At 69.8% G+C, this 19555-nt stretch carries 17 protein-coding genes and 3 pseudogenes; 10 read left to right on the top strand and 10 right to left on the bottom strand.

The window, feature by feature from the left end; translation table 11 throughout:
* The first annotated feature begins 118 nt into the window (after positions 1 to 118).
* Positions 119 to 1492 (top strand): MATE family efflux transporter, encoded by a 1374-nt coding sequence (locus ABZ937_RS18775; RefSeq protein WP_361693120.1) that lies wholly within the window; start codon positions 119 to 121, stop codon positions 1490 to 1492.
* Between the two features lie 391 nt (positions 1493 to 1883).
* On the opposite strand, the gene ABZ937_RS18770 is transcribed toward ABZ937_RS18775, so the two are convergent.
* Positions 1884 to 2423, bottom strand: coding sequence for a MarR family transcriptional regulator (locus ABZ937_RS18770; protein ID WP_361693118.1), 540 nt, complete (start codon positions 2421 to 2423; stop codon positions 1884 to 1886).
* A 68-nt stretch (positions 2424 to 2491) separates the two neighbouring features.
* Here ABZ937_RS18770 and ABZ937_RS18765 point away from each other — a divergent pair, with 68 nt between their 5' ends.
* The 3 genes and pseudogenes from ABZ937_RS18765 (at position 2492) to ABZ937_RS18755 (ending at position 4726) form a co-directional block, all read left to right on the top strand.
* A complete protein-coding gene (locus ABZ937_RS18765; protein WP_361693116.1) occupies positions 2492 to 3784 on the top strand; it encodes an MFS transporter in 1293 nt (430 codons plus the stop codon).
* A 304-nt stretch (positions 3785 to 4088) separates the two neighbouring features.
* A pseudogene (locus tag ABZ937_RS18760) lies at positions 4089 to 4172 on the top strand (transposase); the annotation flags it as partial.
* A gap of 56 nt (positions 4173 to 4228) precedes the next feature.
* Entirely contained in the window at positions 4229 to 4726 is a 498-nt protein-coding gene (locus ABZ937_RS18755) for a transposase (RefSeq protein WP_361693114.1), read from the top strand.
* Here ABZ937_RS18755 and ABZ937_RS18750 read toward each other — a convergent pair.
* The 3 genes and pseudogenes from ABZ937_RS18750 to ABZ937_RS18740 all read right to left on the bottom strand — a co-directional run.
* Positions 4714 to 5402: pseudogene (locus ABZ937_RS18750) on the bottom strand (IS5 family transposase); the annotation flags it as partial. The gene ABZ937_RS18755 and the pseudogene ABZ937_RS18750 overlap by 13 nt on opposite strands.
* Positions 5403 to 5586: 184 nt before the next feature.
* A complete protein-coding gene (locus ABZ937_RS18745; RefSeq protein ID WP_361693112.1) occupies positions 5587 to 9630 on the bottom strand; it encodes a CHAT domain-containing protein in 4044 nt (1347 codons plus the stop codon).
* A complete protein-coding gene (locus tag ABZ937_RS18740; RefSeq protein ID WP_361693110.1) occupies positions 9627 to 10076 on the bottom strand; it encodes a hypothetical protein in 450 nt (149 codons plus the stop codon). Before ABZ937_RS18740 ends, ABZ937_RS18745 begins: the two co-directional genes overlap by 4 nt.
* A gap of 472 nt (positions 10077 to 10548) precedes the next feature.
* Here ABZ937_RS18740 and ABZ937_RS18735 point away from each other — a divergent pair, with 472 nt between their 5' ends.
* The 3 genes from ABZ937_RS18735 (at position 10549) to ABZ937_RS18725 (ending at position 11533) form a co-directional block, all read left to right on the top strand.
* Positions 10549 to 10788, top strand: a complete 240-nt coding sequence (locus tag ABZ937_RS18735) for a hypothetical protein (RefSeq protein WP_361693108.1) — start codon at positions 10549 to 10551, stop codon at positions 10786 to 10788.
* A complete protein-coding gene (locus ABZ937_RS18730; RefSeq protein WP_361693106.1) occupies positions 10788 to 11165 on the top strand; it encodes a fic family toxin-antitoxin system, toxin component in 378 nt (125 codons plus the stop codon). The genes ABZ937_RS18735 and ABZ937_RS18730 overlap by 1 nt, the downstream gene beginning before the upstream one ends.
* Before the next feature lie 77 nt (positions 11166 to 11242).
* Positions 11243 to 11533, top strand: coding sequence for a hypothetical protein (locus ABZ937_RS18725; protein WP_361693104.1), 291 nt, complete (start codon positions 11243 to 11245; stop codon positions 11531 to 11533).
* Between the two features lie 99 nt (positions 11534 to 11632).
* On the opposite strand, the gene ABZ937_RS18720 is transcribed toward ABZ937_RS18725, so the two are convergent.
* Positions 11633 to 11773, bottom strand: coding sequence for a hypothetical protein (locus ABZ937_RS18720; protein WP_361693102.1), 141 nt, complete (start codon positions 11771 to 11773; stop codon positions 11633 to 11635).
* Positions 11774 to 11783: 10 nt separating this feature from the next.
* Entirely contained in the window at positions 11784 to 12263 is a 480-nt protein-coding gene (locus ABZ937_RS18715; RefSeq protein WP_361693100.1) for a hypothetical protein, read from the bottom strand.
* A gap of 566 nt (positions 12264 to 12829) precedes the next feature.
* Here ABZ937_RS18715 and ABZ937_RS18710 point away from each other — a divergent pair.
* Positions 12830 to 14266, top strand: coding sequence for a protein kinase (locus ABZ937_RS18710; protein WP_361693098.1), 1437 nt, complete (start codon positions 12830 to 12832; stop codon positions 14264 to 14266).
* A 120-nt stretch (positions 14267 to 14386) separates the two neighbouring features.
* Here ABZ937_RS18710 and ABZ937_RS18705 read toward each other — a convergent pair whose 3' ends face one another.
* On the bottom strand, positions 14387 to 15460 hold the full coding sequence (locus ABZ937_RS18705; RefSeq protein WP_361693096.1) for an alkene reductase: 1074 nt from the start codon (positions 15458 to 15460) through the stop codon (positions 14387 to 14389).
* A gap of 114 nt (positions 15461 to 15574) precedes the next feature.
* Here ABZ937_RS18705 and ABZ937_RS18700 point away from each other — a divergent pair, with 114 nt between their 5' ends.
* Positions 15575 to 16000 (top strand): MerR family transcriptional regulator, encoded by a 426-nt coding sequence (locus tag ABZ937_RS18700; protein WP_361693094.1) that lies wholly within the window; start codon positions 15575 to 15577, stop codon positions 15998 to 16000.
* On the opposite strand, the gene ABZ937_RS18695 is transcribed toward ABZ937_RS18700, so the two are convergent.
* The 3 genes and pseudogenes from ABZ937_RS18695 to ABZ937_RS18685 all read right to left on the bottom strand — a co-directional run.
* Entirely contained in the window at positions 15959 to 16348 is a 390-nt protein-coding gene (locus tag ABZ937_RS18695; RefSeq protein ID WP_361693092.1) for an AQJ64_40280 family protein, read from the bottom strand. The genes ABZ937_RS18700 and ABZ937_RS18695 overlap by 42 nt on opposite strands.
* Before the next feature lie 152 nt (positions 16349 to 16500).
* Positions 16501 to 16788 carry a hypothetical protein gene (locus ABZ937_RS18690; protein WP_361693090.1) on the bottom strand — a complete coding sequence of 96 codons (288 nt, stop codon included), beginning with the start codon at positions 16786 to 16788 and terminating at the stop codon, positions 16501 to 16503.
* A 431-nt stretch (positions 16789 to 17219) separates the two neighbouring features.
* Positions 17220 to 17603 (bottom strand): annotated as a pseudogene (locus ABZ937_RS18685) (ergot alkaloid biosynthesis protein); the annotation flags it as partial.
* Positions 17604 to 18180: 577 nt separating this feature from the next.
* Between ABZ937_RS18685 and ABZ937_RS18680 the strand changes: the two are divergent.
* A complete protein-coding gene (locus ABZ937_RS18680; protein ID WP_361693088.1) occupies positions 18181 to 19512 on the top strand; it encodes a GAF domain-containing SpoIIE family protein phosphatase in 1332 nt (443 codons plus the stop codon).
* Positions 19513 to 19555 lie beyond the last annotated feature (43 nt).

Genomic DNA, 19555 nt, shown 5'->3' with positions numbered 1-19555 from the left:
ATCGTGAATGACGTTGCGGAGATCGTGCAGTGATCCGTGAATGTGCGACGTACGGGTTCGGCGTTGTCCGGGCAACTGGCGTGTGGAACGGCGTGGCTGAGGGGCAGGAGGTGCGTGTGTGAGCGACCCCGGCGCATCGATGAGCATTGTCAAGGCGGCCGCGCCGCTCTACGTGTCCACCCTCGCTGCTACGGCGGCCTCCCTCGTCGACACGGCACTCCTGGGCCGGCATGGCAGCGTTTCCCTCGCCGCATTCGCCGTGACGGTGGCGGTCTTCAGTCCGGCTACTGCCACAGTGGCGGGAGCGCTACGCGGGGTGATGCCGTTCGTTGCGCCGCACCGCGGTTCTCCTGAAAAGCTGATACCGCTGGTGCGCAGCGGTATGTGGCTGGCGTTCTCTGTGGGCGCGGTGTGTGCGGCGGCGGTGGCGGCGGTGCCGCTGGCCGGCGGTATGTTCGGCATTCGGGCTGCTGTACTCGCCGAGCTGGGTGCGTTCCCCTGGATGCTGGCGGTCAGTGTGTTGCTGATCGCGGTCAGTTCGTCGGCGACGTCCGTGCTGGTTGCTCTTGGCCACTCCGCTCAGGTGATGCGGTCCGGCCTGGTGGCTACCGCGGTGTCCGTGACGCTGTCGGTGCTGCTCGTCGCAGGCCCGGGATCGCTGCCCAGCTACGGTCTGACCGGCGCCGGGCTCGCCATGCTCGCCTCCAGCCTGGTCGGCACCGGCCTCAACCAGTACGCGCTGCGCCGCCTTACGGTGCTGGCCGGCCGGAGGATCCGCCCCGGTCGGCCGGATCCGCGCCAGGTGCTGCGGCTGGCGCGGGTAGGACTCCCGCTCGGTGGGACCGTGCTGGTGAAGTTCTCGGTGCTCGGGGTGCTCACCTTCGCTGCCGCCCGGATCAGCGCCGACAGCGCCGCCGTGCACAGTGTCTCCGAATCGCTGGTGAACGTGATCTTCACCGCGGCGGTGGCGGTCGGTCAGGCCATGGTCCCGCTGATCGCCGAACACGCCGAGGCACGGGACGTCGTGCGCATCCGGAGCAGTGTGTGGGCGGGAAGCCGGGTGGCGCTGTGCGCAGTCGCCGTGCTGGGGACCACCCTGCTCGTGCTGCAACGTCCGGTGGTGGGCCTGTTCACCAAGACCACAGCTCTGGAGGAGCAGGTCGTCCGGTTGTTGCCGCTGGTCCTGGCGGTCGTGGTCACCGATGCCCTGCAGGCGGTGGCGGGCTTCGGCCTCGTGGGGCTCAAGCGCACCGGGCCGAGTCTCGTGTCGACTGCGGTGTGGTTCGGGATCCTGGCCGCGCTGTCCGTCCCGGTCGCCGACGCGGCCGGTCTGCCCGGCCTGTGGACCGCCCTGGCATGTGCGAACCTGCTCCAGGCCGGCACCAAACTGGTTTCTTTCCTTCGGCACAGTGCCCGCATCGGGGCGTCCGTCCCATCGAATGCGTCGGGCGCGAACGTCGCCGCTGTACCAGGATCAGGTCCAGAACGCTGAACGCCTCCGGGTATGACAGCCCTATGCCCGGGGTGTGACGTCGCAGCACCATGTGGTCGGACCAGAGGAGGCTGGGCAGTGAGGCGCGCCCGGCGGCCTACAACAAGGTGGGCCAAGCTAGCGTCAGAGCCATAGGCGAGCTTGCGGGCGAGGGTGCCGTCCGGCTGGAGCACGTAGCCGGCGCACTGGTAGCGGCCGTCCTTGCGCTTGGGTTCGGGTTGCGCTTGCGCTGACTGACCATCAGGAGACCTCCTCGATCCGGCCGTCGCACCAGTCGCCGACAGCAGATGGAGCGGGACCGGCCCGAACTCCTTGAGCGGCGCTCATGCACGAGCGCCCTCACGGCCGTCCTCGGACCGGAGAAGGGCGCTCAGCACCATCGACTCGGGGTTCACCGGTGGCGGCTGTCCGCCTCCGCCTGGATCAGCATCCGCTTGAGCAGGGCGCTGAGCGCGTCCTGCTCTGCCGGGTCGAGCGGGGCGACCATCGAGTCCTCCGCCTGCCCGCGCAGCTCCATCGCGGCCAGCCAGCGGGTGCGCCCCGCTTCGGTGAGCTCCACGTCCACCCGGCGTCGGTCCTGACTGCTGCGCACGCGCCGCACCAGCCCTGACTGTTCCAGGGTGTCCAGGCGGCCTGTCATGCCAGCGGGGGAGAGCATGAGTTCAGCCGCCAGCTCGGAGGGGGTGGCCCGCCCCGGGGCCTCGCGCGCGGCGAGCCGGTGCAGCGTGGCGAACTCGAACTCCTGCAGGCCAACCTCGGCCAGGGCGCGGTCTTTGGCTTGGCCGACATGCTTGGCCAGGAGCTGAATGCGGGTGATGATCCCCTCCACCCGCGCGTCGAACGGGGCCTTGCCGCGCCAGCGTGCAAGGTGCACGTCGACGGAGTCGTCCCCTTCTGCGGGCCGCTCCCGGCCCTGACTCACGGTGTCCATGCCCTCAGTATGCTACGCCAGCTTATATTTCGTTGCCAAACGATTCGCTGGCGAAATACTATCCGTGCATGACGCAACCCATGCGCCGACTGCTGGTCGGCCGTACCTGCGCGGCGCTGGCCACCGCGCTGATACCCACCACGCTCACGCTCGCGCTGCTTCGAGGACACGCCGCAGGCTCGACGGGTTCGGCAGGGGATCTGGGCCTGGTGCTGGCATGCGAACTGCTGCCCATGCTGGTGCTGCTGCCGGTCGCCGGCGTGCTGGCGGACCGCTTCCCGCCACAGCGGGTCGTGCTCGCCGCCGATCTGCTCAGGGGCGCGGCGCAGACCGCGATCGGCGCGGAGCTGCTCTGCGGCCTGGTCCGGGTGCCCGACCTCGCCGTGCTCGCCGCGGTCACCGGCGCCGCGGTCGCCTTCGGCACCCCAGCGGTCCGCACCCTGGTCGCGGCTACCGTCGACGCCGACCAGCGGCTGCGGCTGAACTCGCGGCTGGACGTCGCCACCGGCCTGGCCCAGACCGCCGGCCCTGCTACGGCGGGCGGCATGATGCTGATGCTCGGCGCCGGCTGGTCCTCGCTGCTGACCGGCGCGCTCTTCATCGGCTCTGCGACCACCCTGGGCGGCCTGCACACCCGCCGGGCCACCAGGCCGGCCGACGGCGGCCACGCGGGGTTCCGGGCGCAGTTGCGCGAAGGCTGGACCGAGACCCGGCGCCACCGCTGGTTCCTCACCAATGTGCTGGGCCATGGAGTCTGGCATCTGGCGGCCGGCTTCCTGCTCACCCTGGGACCGCTGATCGCTGTCCGGAGCATGGGCGGTGACGGCGCGTGGGTCCTGGTGGCCCAGCTGGGGACCCTCGGCATGCTGGTCGGTGCCTTTGCCGCAGGACGGCTGCCGGTGCGCCGCCCGCTGGTCGGCGTGGCCGTGGGCGCAGCCGTCTACGCGCTGCCGCTGGCGGCCTTCGGGCTGGAACTGGCGCTGCCCTGGGCGGCGTCTGCGTACTTCCTGGCGATGTTCGGTCTGGGAGTGCTCAGCCCGCTGTGGGAGACCGCCATCCAGCGCCGCATCCCGCAGGAGGTGCTCGGGCGGGTGGGCTCCTTCGACGCGCTGATCTCGTTTGCCGCCCGCCCGTTGGGCCTGGCCGTGGCCGTTCCGGTTGCCACCCTCCTCGGCACCTCGGCACCACTGCTGGCAGGTGCGGTGCTCGTGGCAGCGGCGAACCTGGCCGTGCTGCTGCTGCCCGAGGCATGGGAGCACCCGGAGCCGGTCATGGCACGGGGCGATGCCAGGCGCGAACCTGTGGCCGCGGCGGGCCAGGGTCAGTCGGAGGCCGGCTCCACGGCAGCGGACGGCAGGTAGCCGGGGGAATGCAAACCCGGTGTCGGCCCGTGCCGTTTCCTGACTGGCTGTCGTCGTGGCCATTTTGAGGGCCACGACGGGGTCCCGATGGGGTGATCGTGGCAACTGTCGTGCGTAAGAACAGGGCGTCTTGGTAGCTCGAAGGGTGTCTACGCCAACACGCTGTCCAGAAGGCCCTGTTGCCGCGGTTCTACGGCATGGCGGGAGCGGAGTCCACATCGGTCAGTCGCGCGTGTGACTGCTTGGCGCACAGGTTCGGGAACGCCGGCGACCACGGGCGCGCCAACGCCGCTACCCGACCGACATGTCGGACGCCGAGTGGGCGGTGGTCAGGCCGCTGCTGCCGGTGCCGGGCTGGCTGCGGGGCCGGGGCGGCCAGCCGGAGGCATACTGCCACCGAGCGATACTGGACCCGGTCCGCTACCTCTTCGACAACGGCACAAAGTGGGGGCGATCCCGATCGACTTCCCGCCGTGGGACCGGGTCTATGCGTTCTTCCGACGCTGGCGCGATCACGGTCTGGTCCGGGAGTTCCACGACAGGCTCCGCCGCCGAGTGCGCGAACAGGCGGGGCGGGATCCGGAGCCGAGTGCGGGCGTCATCGACTCCCAGTCGGTCAAGACGGACGCGGTGGTCGGATCCGGCAGCCGGGGCTTCGACGGTGGCAAGTTGATCAACGGTCGCAAGCGGCATGTCGTGGTCGACACGCTCGGCCTGCTGCTCGCGGTGATGGTCACCGCGGCGGACGTGGGCGACCGTGCCGCCGCCAAGGTGCTGCTCGCTCAGGTCGCCGCCGCACCACCTGCTGGCCCTCGTCTGGGCCGACGGCGGCTACACCGGCAGCCTCGTCGAGTACAGCCTCGCCGTTCTCACCGTGGTCCTTGCCATCGTCAAGCGCAGCGACGACACGCGCGGCAGTCGCATCAGTATCACAACAGCTGACACAATGAGCCGAGGTGTCGGTGGGTGATGAGGCAGCAGGCGAGTTCCAGGAATGCCTCGTGGATGTCGGGCCACCGTTCCCAGCGGATCCGCAGGCGTCGGAAGCCGTGCAGCCAGGCAAAGGTCCGTTCGACCACCCACCGGTAAGTTTCCAGCCCGGTGCCGTGCCGGGTTCCGCGTCTGGCGATGACCGGCACGATGGCGCGAGCGCGGACCTGGTCGCCGTAGATGTCGTGGTCGTAGCCGCGGTCGGCGAACAGCGAGTCGGGCTTACGGCGAGCACGGCCGATGCGGCCACGGACCGGCGGGATTGCGTCGAGCAGAGGCAGGAGCTGGGTGACGTCGTTGCGGTTGCCGCCGGTCAGCCGGACCGCGAGCGGGGTGCCGTGTCCGTCAGTGATCACGTGGTGTTGTGAGCCTGCCCGGCCCCGGTGACCGGCGACGGGCCCGTGTACTGCCCCCTTTCAGCGCCCTGACGTGGGAAGAGTCGACCACGCAGCGCGCCCAGTCCAGCTTCGCCGCCGCCGCCGTTCAGCTCGGCCAGCAGCACCTCGTGCAGCCGCTGCCACACTCCCGCCTCGTTCCAGTCTCGCAGCCGTCGCCAGCAGGTCATACCCGAGCCGAAGCGCAGGTCCTTCGGCAGGTACTCCCACTGGATGCCGGTACGCAGCACGTATCCGCAATATCCGGGTCGAGCACGGCGACGACTGCCAGTCGTGACCGCACACGAGGCGAGAAGCCGCTGTTCGAGCCGGTCGCCCGCGTGGCTGTCACCCGCGACGTCCGGCTCCCGTCGCCCGCGCCGATGTCTGTCGGGAGAACGTCCTTGCCTGGACATGCTGCACTGGCTGACGCTTCGGTCAAGCGCCGTAGTGGACGTAGGAGGACCACACGTCGGGGCGTCGGGGATGGCGCTCACGGGCGTGGTGGATGGCTTGGTGAAGTGATCGGGCGGGCCCGGTCGTCGCAGCGAGCGACTCATAAAAGTCCTTGGCGATACGCGGGGCTTCCGCGTCGTAGATGGGCCACAGGGTGGCGATGACATTGCGGTATCCGGCCAGGAGGAACGACGAGGCGAGGGTGATGGCCTCGTCCGGCAGGGTGTAGCCGCCCTGTGCGGTGCTGCACGCTGACAGGAAGGCCAGGTCAGCGTCCATGTCGATGCGACTGACCTGACTCGCCCGCAGTGGGGTCCCCCCGTGCAGGATCAGGGAGCTGTTCGATGGGCTGTAGGGGTCGCTCGTGCCGTGGCAGGCGAAGTGCACCCGGTCAGCGTCGACCAGCCGTGCGAGTACCTGCTGCTCTGTCGCGTGGGGGCCCGAGAGGAAAGCACCGGCGGGGAAGCGGTCGCGCAGGAACTCGATCTCGTCCGGCACACCGGGCAAAAGGGGCCGGCCAGGGACGTCGGGGACGGCCACGCCGAGGAAGCCGTCGGTGCGGGTCGACCTAGGCCTTCTGGCGTGGGCGAGCGCGCGGATGGTGGGGATGAAAGAGGACACGGCGTAGTCGAGGACCGTGTCGCAGGAGCCGTGATGTCCCGCGGCCCCCAGAGGCAGGAAGGTGAACACTCCGGTCGGGCACCACCACAACCGTGGGGCCTGCTCGGGAGCACACGGGGCGTCCAGGCCCAGCGCATGCAGGACGGGCTGGGTCACGTTGTCCCACAGCCATTCCAGGATCTCGAACATGTGTTGCTCGGCGCCGCCGCCGGCACGGACGCCCGGCTGGATACGAAGCAGCTCGTTTGCGGCACGACCGACATCCTCTTCTGTGACCGGCAGCCTCAACGCGTCGATGTCGTTGCCCGAGATGACGATGGCGTCGGTCCGTGACGCGTGGGAGTTGACCACGACAACGGCGCCTTCGGCGGCGGCGTTCGCGAGGGCCTGGTGAGACAGCGGCGCGAGCATGTCTCCCACGTCCGGCAGGGCGCGCAGGTCGTTGCGCAGGCCGGCCCATCGCGCGGCGCGCTGGTGGCGCTGGACCAGCGTCTCGGGTCCGGAGACGGACGATTCCTCCCGTAGTTGCTGCCACTGAGCAGCCAGGTGGGGAGCGCGCTCGGCCACGCCCGACAGTGGGCCACGCAGGTCGAGCGCCTGCGCGATCAGGGTTGCCCGGCCTGCTTCGAGCAACCGTACCGCCCGGAGCGGATCGCCCAGTTCCAGTGTGCAGGCCGCTGCCGCGAGAGCGACTCCCGTTGTCTGTGACAGCAGTGCCTCCTGAGCCTCACGTGCCAGGCGCGGGCCGATGGCGAACGGCAACTGATCGATCGCCACGGCGTAGTCGTCCGTTGCCGCCTCCCAGTTCCCGCACTCTGCGTTGAGCTCCCCGCTCTGCCGTGCCGCGCTCAGCCGTTGCATGGGAGAGGCGTTCGTGAACCGGGCGGCTCGGCCGAGCGCGGCGATGGCGGCCTGCAGGTCCGTCGGCTCGCCGGTAGCCGCGTAGCGGTCGTGATGGAGGCGCCCGAGGTGGAAGAAGCGCCGGGAGCGGCGGACGTCGTCGACCTGCAGATCCTCGGTGAGAGCGCGGAAGATCCGGATGGCTTCGTCGAGGTGGCGGGGGTCGTCCTCGAGCCTGGCTTGGATCTGCAGGCCGAGCGCCAAATCGAAGGCACAGCGGTCGTGCTGGTCCGTGCCTGACTGCGTCTCCCTGACCAGAGCACGGGAGATCCGCAGTGCCTCCTCAAGGTGGCGTTTGCTCCCGGTCCTGTTCGCATGGTCCTGCAGTGCGCCGCTCAGTGCGGTCCGTGCGCTGAGCTGCCTGGGACTGCCGGACGGAAGGAGTTCGACGGCCTCGCGCCCGAACCGAATGGCGTCGGTGAGCGCGGTCGGCCCCTGGAAGCCGACCGCGGCGGTCAGCAGGCTGCACAGCCTCAGTGCGACCTGCGCCCTGCTCTGGTCCAGGCCGGCGAGTAGCGCGTGCGCGTGCCTCAGGATGCGGATTGCCTCATCGAGCGCGACGGGGTCGCCGCAGCTCTCGAACAGTCTCAGGAACGGTTCCGACTGGGCGATCAGATAGTCGGTCAGGTGGATGTGGTGCTGCCCGGCGTCGGTGGCGAGCACGGAGGCGGTGTCAACGGCTTCGTCCAGCAACTCGGGACGCGGGTCGAGCTGGTAAAGGAAGCACAGCCCCTCCGACAGGGCGACAAGCAGCTCGGCGTGTTCGGCCGAGCCGTGCTCGGCTGTCTCCAAGTACCCGCGGATGACCGGGAGGAGGCGCGACAGGTCTTCGAGGGACGCCGCCTTCTCGGCGATGGCCTCCCGCCACGCGTTGACCAGGCCACGCAGGATCTCGGCCCTCCCGAAGCGGGTGGACGTGACCGTCCCGCTCGCCTCCCTCAGTGCGTCCACGGCCTTCGTGAGATAAGCCCGCTCGCCCGTGCGCCTGAACTGTGCACGCAACGCGGCCGCGTAGTTGTAGATGACACCCGAATAGTCCGGGTGGGACGGGGGCACGGCGGCGACGCCACGACGCGTGATGTCCGCGCACTCGTCGAGAACCAGAGTGTCGTCGGTCGAGCGATAGCACTCCAGCAGGGCCCCGGCGAGGGCCGCCAGCCGGTTGGGGTATTCGGGGTGGCCGGGCGGCGTCACCTCCAGTGCGGCGCGGGCCATGCTGAGGGCTTCTTCGATCAGGCTGTCGTTGCCGGTGAGTGTCATGAGGTTGAGCAGGGCGAGGGACAGGTTGCCGCAGTACAGGCCGTAGTGGACGTGCTGGGGAGGTGTGACGGCGACCGCGCGCCGCCCGGCTTCGACCGCCCGGCCGAGGCCCGTCGCGTCGGTCGTCGGCAGGAACCGCACTCTCAGCGCTTCGCCGAGGTTCGAGTACCCCATTCCCGGGTCGGGCTCGTCCGGGTGCTGCCGGGAGACGACGCGCGTGTACAGATCGATTGCCTCGTCGATGTCGCTGCTCCGTGCGGTCACCTTGAAGCGCAGGGACAGAGCGCTCGCCAGATTGTTCGCCCGAGCCGGCCAGTTGACGTCCTCGGTCGGGGTGTGCTCCACAGCCTGTCGTCCGTAGTCGACGGCTTCGTCGATACGGCCGAGGTCGGACGAGATCTCGTAGGCGACTCGCAAGGCCACCGACAGCCGGGACAGGAACCGAGGGCGGACCTCACCGCGGGCGCGGGCGACGGATACCGCCCTTCGGCTGAGGTCTACGGCCTCCTCGATGGTCTCCCGCGCGCCGTCGGCCTCGGCCTTGAGGCGCAGGCAGTCCGACAACTGGTCGGCCAGCTGCGGCCAGCCCGCTTCGGGGCTGTTGGCCACGCCCCGGCGTGCGGCTTCGATCGCCCGGTCGAGCTGGTCGGGCTGCCGAGTTTGCTGGTACAGCCTGGCGTGGTGCTGGGACAGCGTGAAGTAACCGGCGACCAGCCGGTGCAGCCACGCGTCACGCTCCGGGTCATCGGTGTCGATGGTGGGTACGGCACCTTCGAGGAGGATGACCGCCAGGAAGAGCGCCTCCTCATCACCGGACCGCTCGTACTCCTCGAGCTTCCAGGAGCCATGGAGGAGGGCGTGTCCGGGGGATTCGTCGATGAAGGTTGCCAGGGTCTCGTCCGGGACGCGCGCGGGATCGTGTTGGTAGGTCAGGTAGAGGGCGGACCACGCCTGCTCCCAGGCGGTGGCGTTCTGCCCCGCAGGCAGGACACGGGCCCTGAGGAACTGCACCCACCCGAAGGCCTCCGTCGCCTCGAAGTCCAGTTCGCCGGGGCGGATCTCCTGTCCGGACGCGAACCGGTCGAGCCCCGTCGTGTCGGCCAGAACGGCCAGCGCGAGACCAGTCTCCGGCGCAAGCACGATCCGGACGAACTCCGCGGTGGCCGCCGGCTCCGGTTCGGTGCCCAGTAGTCGGTAGCGTTCGACGAGCAGTGCCGCCCGTGCCAGAGCCTCCTCCCGCTTCACTCGCGGGCCCCCGCCGCCGGGGGTTGCTCCGCCGTCGTGTCGATTGCCCGCGCAGGCGGACCGTCGGTCGGCTCGATCACCCAGACCCGGCGCGCGTAGTCCTTTCGGACCAGCAGCCAGGCATCGCTGTCGGTGGGGAGCCTGAGCTGGAGGATGGCCACCGCCTCGCGGTCGGTGAGGTCTGCAGGGAGCTGGAAGACGACGCGGCGTACGGTGTCGACCAAGGCCACCTGGCCGTCGTCCAACAGGTGTTCCTCGGCAGTCCGGGCCTTCTTTCCCGACAGGATTCTGCGCACCCACTCGTAGAGGTCCTCGCCTGCCTTCTTCGCCATCCCTCCGAGGAGGGGAAGCATGACGGATCCTTCCAAGAAGGCGAGGAGCACGTCCCCGGCCGAGCGGGTGGGCCCCGCCGCGTCGGCCGGTTGTGAGGGGGATTCTTCTGCCATGACGTCATGCTGCCTGTCGGCGCCTCCCGGCACGACTGATCAGTACTGCACCTGGGGCAAGCGCTAGCGCCGGAGTGGTCAGGGCCCTGCCCCGGCGGTGCGCCGTCGGCTCCTCCGCCTTGGGACGTCTCGTCCAGATCTCGCTGCGCCGGCCACCGGTGAGAGGTGCCCCCGGACCTGCGCCGTCCGGCACCGCACCTCGCCGCCGTCGCCCGCACCGGCTGGCGACGGCGGGCTGGGATTCGCCGACCGTCTCGCCCAGGCCGACCCGACAGCCTCCGACGCGCTCGCCGCCTGGCCGGACGCCTCGTTCCCACCTGCGTCGTAGCTGTCGCGTTGCTTGTTGATCTTGATTGTGACCTGCTGTTGCTCAGATGTACTGAGCGGTGTGTCTGTTCCGTGGATGAGTGTCACGGAGGTCGAACTCCCCGGCGAGCTGTCGCCCACTGGTAACAGCTGTTACCATGCCGCTATGGCGAAGACACAGCTGGGCGCGCGCGTGGACGAAGACGTCGCGGAACTCGCGAAGAAGCGCGCCGCCGACCTCGGACTGAGCATCGGCGACTACCTCGCCCGTCTCGTGCAGGACGACGCCAGCGGCCTGCGCGCCCGCGCGGTCGACGCCGCCGCCCGATTCCTGGCCGAACATCAGAGCGTCTTCGACGAAGCCGAGGGCGCCCAGCAGGCACCGCGGGGAGCACACGCGGCCTGATGGATCTGAACATCGACGTGCCCTGGATCCTGCAGGTGGCCGAGGCGGCCGGAGCGAACGATCCGGCACCTGACGATTACGGCGTTCCCATCTCGGCGGTGGCCCGCCACCGGGCCGAGCTGTTCGAGCAGGCCGTCTACGACGGCCCCTACGCCAAGGCCGCCGCCCTGGTGCACACGCTGGGCCGCTGCCGCTGGCTGGAGCGCTCCAACCTCGCCGTCGCCGCCGCATCCGGTGTCATGTACCTCGAGGCCGCCGGAATCACGGTCAAACCCGCCCGTGAGGACGCCATCGCCCTCAAGGACCTGCTCCTGGACCCGGCCTGCACCGCTGGGAAGATCGCCACCCTCCTGCGGGCCTGGCCGACCATCACCTGAAACGACTCGGTGGCCGGCCCCGCACTCTGGGGCGGGCTTCGCGGCGGCAGAACACCAACCACCAGGGGGAAGCGCAGATGGACATGGGATCGGTGCTCGGCGGCATAGGCCGGGTGGCGGCCGGGGTGGGCCGGTTCCTGTGGGAGGCGATGACCGCGCCGACCACGGGCACAGAGGATGACGCCCGGTACGAGATCGGCAGGCTCGCGCAGAAGATCGAAGACGAGGTCCCGGAGGAGCTGCGAGACCGGGCGTGGGGTCTGGTCCTGGAGGCGCTGTACGAGGTCCCCGGGGAGATAGAGCAGCTGGTGGAGGAACACCAGGGGCCGGGAGACGAAGAGGCCGAAGAGCCGCCGGCCAAGCAGTGAGGCCGGCCCCAACCCTCCCCGGCCGCCGCTTGGGGCGGGATCGCTTCGACAGAGGGGCCCCCGGCTGCTCGCGGCGTGGGCCAGTACCGAGAAGGCGGGCTAGCCGCCGGTCAGGTGCTGCTTGACGCGGACGCCGTCCAGGTCGAGGTCCATCGCGGACCGAGGCATGCCTGCCGTGAGGCATTCCCGGGCGATGGCGGCTTCCGCACCGACGGCGGCGATCCAGGGACGCATCTCCACGCGATGTAACTCAAAGGCTGCGGTCCTGGTGCGGTTCTGTGGCGAGAAAGTCTCGCGCCGCAGAGGTGACTCGGTCGCGCATGTGCTGCCGGTCCGGAGGTTGACCGTTCGGCGAGTCGAGTGCTCTCGCCAGATCAACGATGGGCTGCAGCGCGTCGGGGTAGTCGAGTTCGGCTGCAGACTCCCGATGGATCAGCTTGGCTCCGTGTCCAGGATCGAGTCGGCACGCCACGATCTGGCCGGCCCACCACCGGGCCGCCGTCCATCGTGCCTTGGCAAGATTGTCCGAGGCCAGCGGCAGCAGACCCAACTCCTCCAGCACAAGGTCGAACAGCTCACGGGCCTGGGAGTACTCGCCACGCGCAAGGCCGGCCAGCAAGGGAAGCGAGGGAGCCTCGACGTCGGCCATCAGGGCGTCCAGGCCCAGCTGGACCAGATAGGCGTCCGAGGGGCGCTGCCAGGATTCCATGGCCAAGTCTGCAGCGGCCATGCGGATCAGGCTTGTCGCTACTACTGCGTCCATGCTGTCGCCCCCCTCATTGTCCTTCCGTAGAGGCAAGTCCTATCACCGAGAGCCGTGCGGTTGATCAGTCCACCGCGACGACTGCTGTCGGCATCGCACGCTCCTGTTCACCGGTCACAGCTCGCACACCGGGAAGCGACTGCTCAGACGTGGCTCGGCCGGGGGTCGCAGTGGAGAGGCAGGGGCAGGGCTGATGTCTCCATTGCCCCCGGACGTCGGTCGAGGAGGAACCGTCGTTTCCCGTGCAGAGCCAGCGGTGGGACACGGGGAAGGGCAGTGGCGGACCGGGTGGCTGGGCCTCGGTCCGCCATGCGGGCAGTCCGCAGGTCGCAGCGGCACTCGCCGGCCTCGCTGCTGAAGCGGGTGTCGCGGGTTCGAATCCTGCCGGGGATACAGGAGCCGGCGGAGGCCCCCGAGTCCGCCGGCGCGCTCGTGCCCCTGCTGTACGACCCGCCGGGCTGCAGTGGTGACAATGGGGCCGTGGAGATCCCGCCGTAAGCTGCGCCGGGTTTCTGATTTCAGGGGAGGCGTGGGTGGGGCGGGATATGGTCCTCGGTGGCCGGTACGAGCTGGTCGAGATGCTCGGTCAGGGTGGCATGGGAACGGTCCATCGCGGGGTGGATCAGCGGCTGCGCCGCGCTGTCGCGGTGAAGCTGCTCTCCTCGGCGCTGGCCCACGACCCGCAGTCGCGAGCCCGTTTCCGGCGCGAGGCGCACGCGGTCGCCGCGCTGAACCACCCGGCGGTGGCCACCATCCACGACGTCGGCGAGGAGCCGCACCCGGATGGCCCACGGCCCTACCTGGTCATGGAGTACGTGCAGGGCGCCACGCTCGCCGAGGTCCTGCGGGACGGCCCGCTGCCTGTCGCCGACGCCGTCAACGTGGCATGCGCGGTGCTGGACGCGCTGCGGCACAGCCACGAGTGCGGGATCGTGCACAGGGACATCAAGCCCTCGAACATCATGCTCACCGGACCCGACACCGTGAAGGTCCTCGACTTTGGCATCGCCAAGGCTTTCACCGAGACCGCCACCCGCATCACCGGCAGCGGCGCGGCGATCGGCACTCCCGCCTACCTTTCCCCCGAGCAGATCAACGGGGCGGAGATCGACCACCGGGCCGACCTGTACGCGATGGGGTGCCTGCTGCACGAACTGCTGGCCGGGCAGCCGCCGTTCCGCGGCGAATCACCCTTCGCCGTCATGCATCAGCACCTGTTCGCCGCACCCGAGCCGGTCTCCCGGCTGAGACCGCAGACACCACCGGCGGTGGAGGCGGTGATCCTGCGCGCCCTCGGCAAGGACCCGAAGGAACGGTTCGCCGATGCCGGGCAGATGCGCGAAGCCCTCGCCGACGCCCTGACACAGGCATCCATGCCGACGGTCCAGGCCGCCACGCCCGGGCCCCCGGCGGCGCGACCCGGCGGCCGAACCGCTCTGCGGGACACGTTCCGTATCTCACTGCGCCCTTCCACCGACAGCGCCCTGGCTCTCCTCGGATGCCTGCTGTCGCTGCTGTGCGCACGCGGCCGGCTGGTCGACACCGCTCACTTCGGCTGGGTCGCCATCGCGGCCGGCGTGCTGGGCCTGGTGGCTCTGCCGTGGTCGACACGCCTGTCGTGCGCGGTGGGCTGGGGACCGGTGGCCGAGGCCGCGGCGGTCAACTCCGAACTACGCCGCGCCTACGTCGGATGGGCCCACTCCTACGTCGCCATCGCCGCCCTGCTCGCACTGGCCGCCGCCTGCTGCCTCGTCAGCGCGGCACGCGGCCGGGAACGCGGCGCCGGCTCGCTGGTCGCCTTCTGGTTCAGTGCCACGGCGTCGATCTGGTACTTCCTCGACGACCTGCACAAGCTCTACGTCTTCTACCTGCTGCTGTCGCTTGTGGCCATGGCCACCGTGTCGTGGGAGACCGTCGAACTCGTACGCCGCCGGGCCTCGGACAGACGGGGAGCCCCGAAAGCCCCGTAGCAAGAGACGATCTTCACCCGGGCCCGCTCGGCTCGCCGAACGGGGCCGGTGCTCGGGGCTGCTGCGCTGTGGGGGCGCATGGCCGGCCGGGCCGTCGCTGTTGACCGGCCCGCGCGGGCGTCATGCCGTGTGCTGGTACGCCGGGTAGGTGAGGTAGCCGGTGTCGCCGCCCTGGTAGTACGTGGCCTCGTCGACGGGGGCGATCGGCAGGCCGGTGCGGAGGCGTTCGACGAGGTCGGGGTTGGCCAGGAAGCCGCGGCCGAAGCTGATGAGCTCGGCGCCGAGGCCCAGCCAGTGGTCGGCTTCCGCGCGGCCGGTCTGCTTGGGGCCCATCGGGAGGACCGGATTGACGATCAGAGTGCCGGGCCAGGCGCGGCGCAGCCCCACGAGCACCTCCTCGTCCGTTGTCACCTCCAGGTGGACGTAGGCGAGTTGGAGCCGGGCCAGTTCGGTCAGCAGCGCGGTGTTGAGGGCGAGCGCGTCGGTCTCCTCGACGCCCCAGAAGCCGCCCCCTGGGGAGAGGCGGATGCCCGTCCTGGCCGCGCCGATGGCGTCCACCGTCGCGGCCACGGCCTCCACGGCGAACCGGATCCGGCCCGCGATCGTGCCGCCGTAGCGGTCCGTGCGCCGGTTGGCGTTGGAGGAGAGGAACTGGGAGATCAAGTAACCGTTGGCACCATGGAGTTCGACTCCGTCGAAGCCGGCCTCGATGGCACGGCGAGCCGCCTCGGCGTACGCGTGGGCGTGCTGGGGCACCTCGGTGGTGTCCAGTGCGCGGGGCATGGGTGCGGGTTGCGGGCCGGTCGGGGTGAAGACGTCACCCACTGCGGCGATCGCCGAGGGGCCGACGGGCTGGTGGCCGGTCGTGTCGGGGTGCGAGACCCGGCCGCCGTGCATGATCTGGGCGAAGATCCGCCCGCCGTTGATGTGTACGGCGTCGGTCACGGCACGCCATGAGGTGGCCTGCTCATCGGTGTGCAGTCCGGGCGTGCCCGGGTTGGACTGCCCGATGAGGCTGGGCTGGACACCCTCGGACACGATCAGTCCGGCCGTCGCGCGTTGCGCGTAGTAGGTAGCCATGGATGGTGTGGCGAGGCCGTCGGCCGTGGCCCTGACGCGGCTCATCGGGGCCATCACCATCCGGTTGGGCAGGGTCAGGTCGCCGAGTCGGTAGCTGCTGAACAACGTCGTCACGTCGGGCTCCTCCGTCCGTATCGCGTGCCCGGATGCCGGGCACAGCGCTACGCTAAAACCTGACATGGATGTCAGAGGCAAGCGGTGTGGTGTGGTTCACCATGGGAGGCAGTCGTGCGGATCGGCGAGCTCGCGGCGCGTACCGGCGTCAGCGTCCGGTCGCTGCGCTACTACGAGGAGCAGGGGCTGCTGACCAGTAGTCGTAGCGCCAGTGGGCAGCGGCATTACACGGATGCCGAGGTGGAGCGGGTGCGATTCATCCAGCGCCTGTACGCGGCGGGCTTGTCCAGTCGTACGATTTCCGAGCTGCTGCCCTGCGTCGACACGCCCAGTGAGGGCAACTACGATGCCGCTCTTGAGCGGATGGCGCAGGAGCGCAACCGGCTCTCCGAGCACATCGACGAGCTCGTGCGGACCCGTGCCGCATTGGACGGCCTGATGGCCACGGCCCGGGCCCATCGGGAGAGCGACGCGCTTGCTCAGGGTGTCCGCTGTGGGTCAGGTGATGGGGTGAGCGTCCCACGCGTTCCGGAGAGCTGACTGCACGCCGTCCCCGAGAACCAGCTGCGTCATCCCGCCTGGCAGGGTGGGCAGCTCAGCCCAGTGAGTCACGGTTTCAGCACTGGCAAGGCCGTGAGGCAAACGGACAACACCGTCGGAATCGACGAAGCAGTCCCTGTGCTCGGCCCCGTCCTCACTCCAGTGCAGAGTCGTGAAGACCATCGGCCTCACGAGCCAGAATTCCTCACCCGACGCCGTATCGGCCTCGGACCCGGTGGCGCTGTCAGCTGGATACCGGCCCGTGATCGCGGCTGCCACCGGTGTACCGCTCCGAGGCAGCCGCTCGCGTGCGTCAACCCACGTCACCACGGTGTTCAGATTCGTCATCTCCACCTTCACCCGGGTACTCGGCACATCGTCCTCTGCCCATACGCCGGCGTCCGGCAAGGACACTGCCCCGACCCCGGCATCCGGTAAGACCGACCGGCGCGCGAGGGTTGCTTGAGCCGGAGCGAACACCGCGCCGGACAAGCGCGGCCTCAGGCGCGTTCCGGCTCGTTCGTCTCCTCGGCGGCTGGGGTCCGGGCGCGACGGCGGCTCAGCAAGGTGCCTCCAGCGACCACCAGGCCGACGGCGATGGCCCTAGCGGCCTGGTAGTAGCCGGACGCCTGCTCCTGTGGGGTGCCGGGCAGCCGGAAAAAGACCCACGCTGCCGCGAGACCTCCGAAGACGATCAGTGCAAGAGCCCCCCACGTCCCCAGGCTCGCCCACCAGGGCCCCGGGTCGTGGCCCCGCTCGTCAGTCTGCTCAACGTCCCTGTCGGTCACGGTCTGTTCTCCTGGGCGCGTGGTGGCGGTCGCGCGGGAAGACGCGGGCCGAGCGCGGAAGGTTCACCGGGCCGGGCCACACGTTTCCGGCCGGAGCCGGCATCCTGTCGGCCGGCGAAATCCCCCGTCGGCCAACTCAGACGAACGACTACCGCTGGGATGCCGGCAGGACCGGTCACCGATGCCGCCCCCGCGTCGATCGCCACGCGCAGATCCTTGGCACCGTCGTACGTCATCTCGTTCTTCCTCCGATGGATTTTCTGGCCAGCGGCGCTACGCGGACGGTGCGGTCGACCATGCGCCCGTCGCTCGACGCTCGGACAGGAACTTGACTCCAGCTCGACGCACTTGGCAAGCGCGCCTCTCCAGGGGCGGCGCCGACGTGGAGGCGCGGTGCGCACACGAACGCACAGCGGGCGCCGAGCGCAGTGTCAGCCGACCCGTTTCAGCTCGCGTTCGGCGACCTCCCGAAAGCTGTGCGGCGGGCGGCCAGTGAGACGCTGCACGGTGTCGGTGGTGCGGTCCTCGGCACCTGCGGAGATGGCGCGGTCCATGCCGGCCAGCATCGCGGCGAACTCCAGCGGCATCTGTGCGGCCAGGCGGTCACGCATTTCCTCGTACGTCACAGCGCGGTGGACCACGGGACGGCCGGTGACCTCCGTGACGACGGTGGCGACGTCGTCGTAGCCGAGCGTCTGCGGTCCGGTCAGGATGAGGTCGGTGTCAGGCGCGCGGTCGTCGGTCAGGGCGTGTACGGCGACGGTGGCGATGTCGTCGGCGTCGACGAACCCGACACGACCGGTTCCGGCCGCGGTCAGGCCAAGGGTGTGTGTCACGCTCCCCGAACGCCGCTGCCCGGATCCCTGCGCCCCGGAGGACTTCTCCTCTTTTCCCTGCTCGACGTGCGCGAACGCCACCATCTACGTCATCGACAGCGTTCTCCAGCCCCCGTCCTGACCCACGGCTCTGGTTCCCGGTGCGGCGCGGTCATCGAGGGCGACGGCGGACCACCCCGCGCAGCCACCGCTCAGGCCGCGCGGGACCGAGCTGAGCGGTCAGCTGGTGCGCCGCACGGCGGAAAGCCCCCTCGTGTGACCGATGTCTGAAATGCGACTTTTAGCCTAATGTATGGATGAGGTCATTTGGCTAGATCATCCTGTTGGTTGATCACGCTCGGGTCAGGAGACTGTGGGTGCACAGACCGCGCGAGTGGATGCACGAGGGGCTCCGCCGGGTCGTGGAAAGCGGACATGGCGGGCCGTCGTACTGCGACGTCGGCTCGTTGGGGTATCCGAACCCGGACAAGAAGGAGAAAGGCGCCCACTCAGGCATCACCGTCTTCTGCCCGCAGAAGGCGGCCGAGAACGAGTACCGGTCTGCCAGGCGATCGTGATGGCGGGCGGCAAGGAGGGCAAGGCGGCGGAGCAGTCGCACCGTCCTGACCTGCTGGCACGTCTGGACGCCGAGCTGGGTCGGATCGACGAGCAGTTGCGCGCCCTGACTGCCGCCAAGGACCGGGTTCAGAGCCTGCTGGACGCGGTGGTGACCATCACCAGGGAGGTGGAGCTGCCCGCGGTGCTGCGTCGCATCGTGACCACCGCCATGCACCTGGTCGGCGCCCGTTACGGGGCACTGGGGGTTCTGGACGAGTCCGGCGAGTATCTGAAGCAGTTCATCGTCGCGGGTCTGTCCGAGCAGGAACACGCGGCCCTGGCCGAGGTGGGGTTTCCTCGCGGCCTGGGCGTACTCGGACACCTCATCGGTCACCCCGAACCCCTGCGGGTGGAGCACATCCCCTCCCACCCCGCCTCTGTCGGGTTCCCGGCCGGTCACCCGCGCATGCGCACCCTGCTCGGCGTCGCGATCAGCGTCCGCGGCGAGATCTACGGGGACCTTTACCTCTCCGAGCGACGCGACGGACGGCCGTTCGACGTGCACGACGAGAACGTCGTCGTCGCTCTCGCCAGCGCCGCCGGCATCGCGATCGAAAACGTCCGGCTGCTCGAACAGGTGCGGGCCGGGTCCGAGCAGTTCCAACGGCTTCTGTTGCCGACGCTGCCGGACATGCGGCCTTTCGGCGCCGCCGCCATCTACCGGCCCGCCGCCGAACCCCACCATGTCGGCGGCGACTGGTACGACGCCATCCTGCTGCCCGACGGCGCGGTGGCGGTTGTCATCGGCGACGTGGTCGGCCACGACCTTCACGCCGCGGCCGCCATGGCCTCCACTCGCAACATGCTGCGCGCACTGCTGTTCGCCCTGCGTACTCCGCCCAGCGCGGTCCTCGCCCAGCTCGATCGGACCCTGGAGGCCATCGCTGACGGCCCCGTCACCACCACCAGCCTGGCGCGCGTCGAACCCGTCGGCACCGCCTGGAGGCTGCACTGGAGCACCGCGGGCCACGTCCCGCCGCTGCTGATCCTGCCCGGCGGCCGGGCGGAATATCTGTTCGCCGAGCCCGGACTGCCACTGAACGTCAACAGCGCGCAACACCGTCCTGACCACACTCACCCCCTGCCCCGGGACACCACCGTGGTCTTCTTCACCGACGGCCTCATCGAGCACCCGGACCGCTCCATCGACGAGTCCCTGAACGACCTCGCCGCCCTCGCCGCCTCGCACGCCGCCCTGCCCCTGCAGGACCTGGTACAGGCCCTTGCCGACCACCATCCCAGCGACGGGCACGACGACATGGCCATCCTCGCCCTGCGCACCCCGCGCTGAAGCGTCCGACAACCCTCGGAGGCAGGGCTGAAGAGGGACCGTC

This window comes from Streptomyces sp. NPDC046727 (genome assembly GCF_040645635.1).
In the GTDB taxonomy this organism is placed as follows: domain Bacteria; phylum Actinomycetota; class Actinomycetes; order Streptomycetales; family Streptomycetaceae; genus Streptomyces.
Note: the sequence above shows the minus strand (reverse complement) of the source record. Positions and strands in the feature narration are given on the sequence as shown.

Bases quoted from the DNA above. Each gene is read 5' to 3' on its own strand.
- ABZ937_RS18770 (WP_361693118.1), bottom strand. From the start codon at position 2,423: ATGGACACCGTGAGTCAGGGCCGGGAGCGGCCCGCAGAAGGGGACGAC.
- ABZ937_RS18765 (WP_361693116.1), top strand. From the start codon at position 2,492: ATGACGCAACCCATGCGCCGACTGCTGGTCGGCCGTACCTGCGCGGCG.
- ABZ937_RS18740 (WP_361693110.1), bottom strand. From the start codon at position 10,076: ATGGCAGAAGAATCCCCCTCACAACCGGCCGACGCGGCGGGGCCCACC.
- ABZ937_RS18735 (WP_361693108.1), top strand. From the start codon at position 10,549: ATGGCGAAGACACAGCTGGGCGCGCGCGTGGACGAAGACGTCGCGGAA.
- ABZ937_RS18730 (WP_361693106.1), top strand. From the start codon at position 10,788: ATGGATCTGAACATCGACGTGCCCTGGATCCTGCAGGTGGCCGAGGCG.
- ABZ937_RS18725 (WP_361693104.1), top strand. From the start codon at position 11,243: ATGGACATGGGATCGGTGCTCGGCGGCATAGGCCGGGTGGCGGCCGGG.
- ABZ937_RS18715 (WP_361693100.1), bottom strand. From the start codon at position 12,263: ATGGCCGCTGCAGACTTGGCCATGGAATCCTGGCAGCGCCCCTCGGAC.
- ABZ937_RS18695 (WP_361693092.1), bottom strand. From the start codon at position 16,348: ATGACGAATCTGAACACCGTGGTGACGTGGGTTGACGCACGCGAGCGG.
- ABZ937_RS18680 (WP_361693088.1), top strand. From the start codon at position 18,181: ATGGCGGGCGGCAAGGAGGGCAAGGCGGCGGAGCAGTCGCACCGTCCT.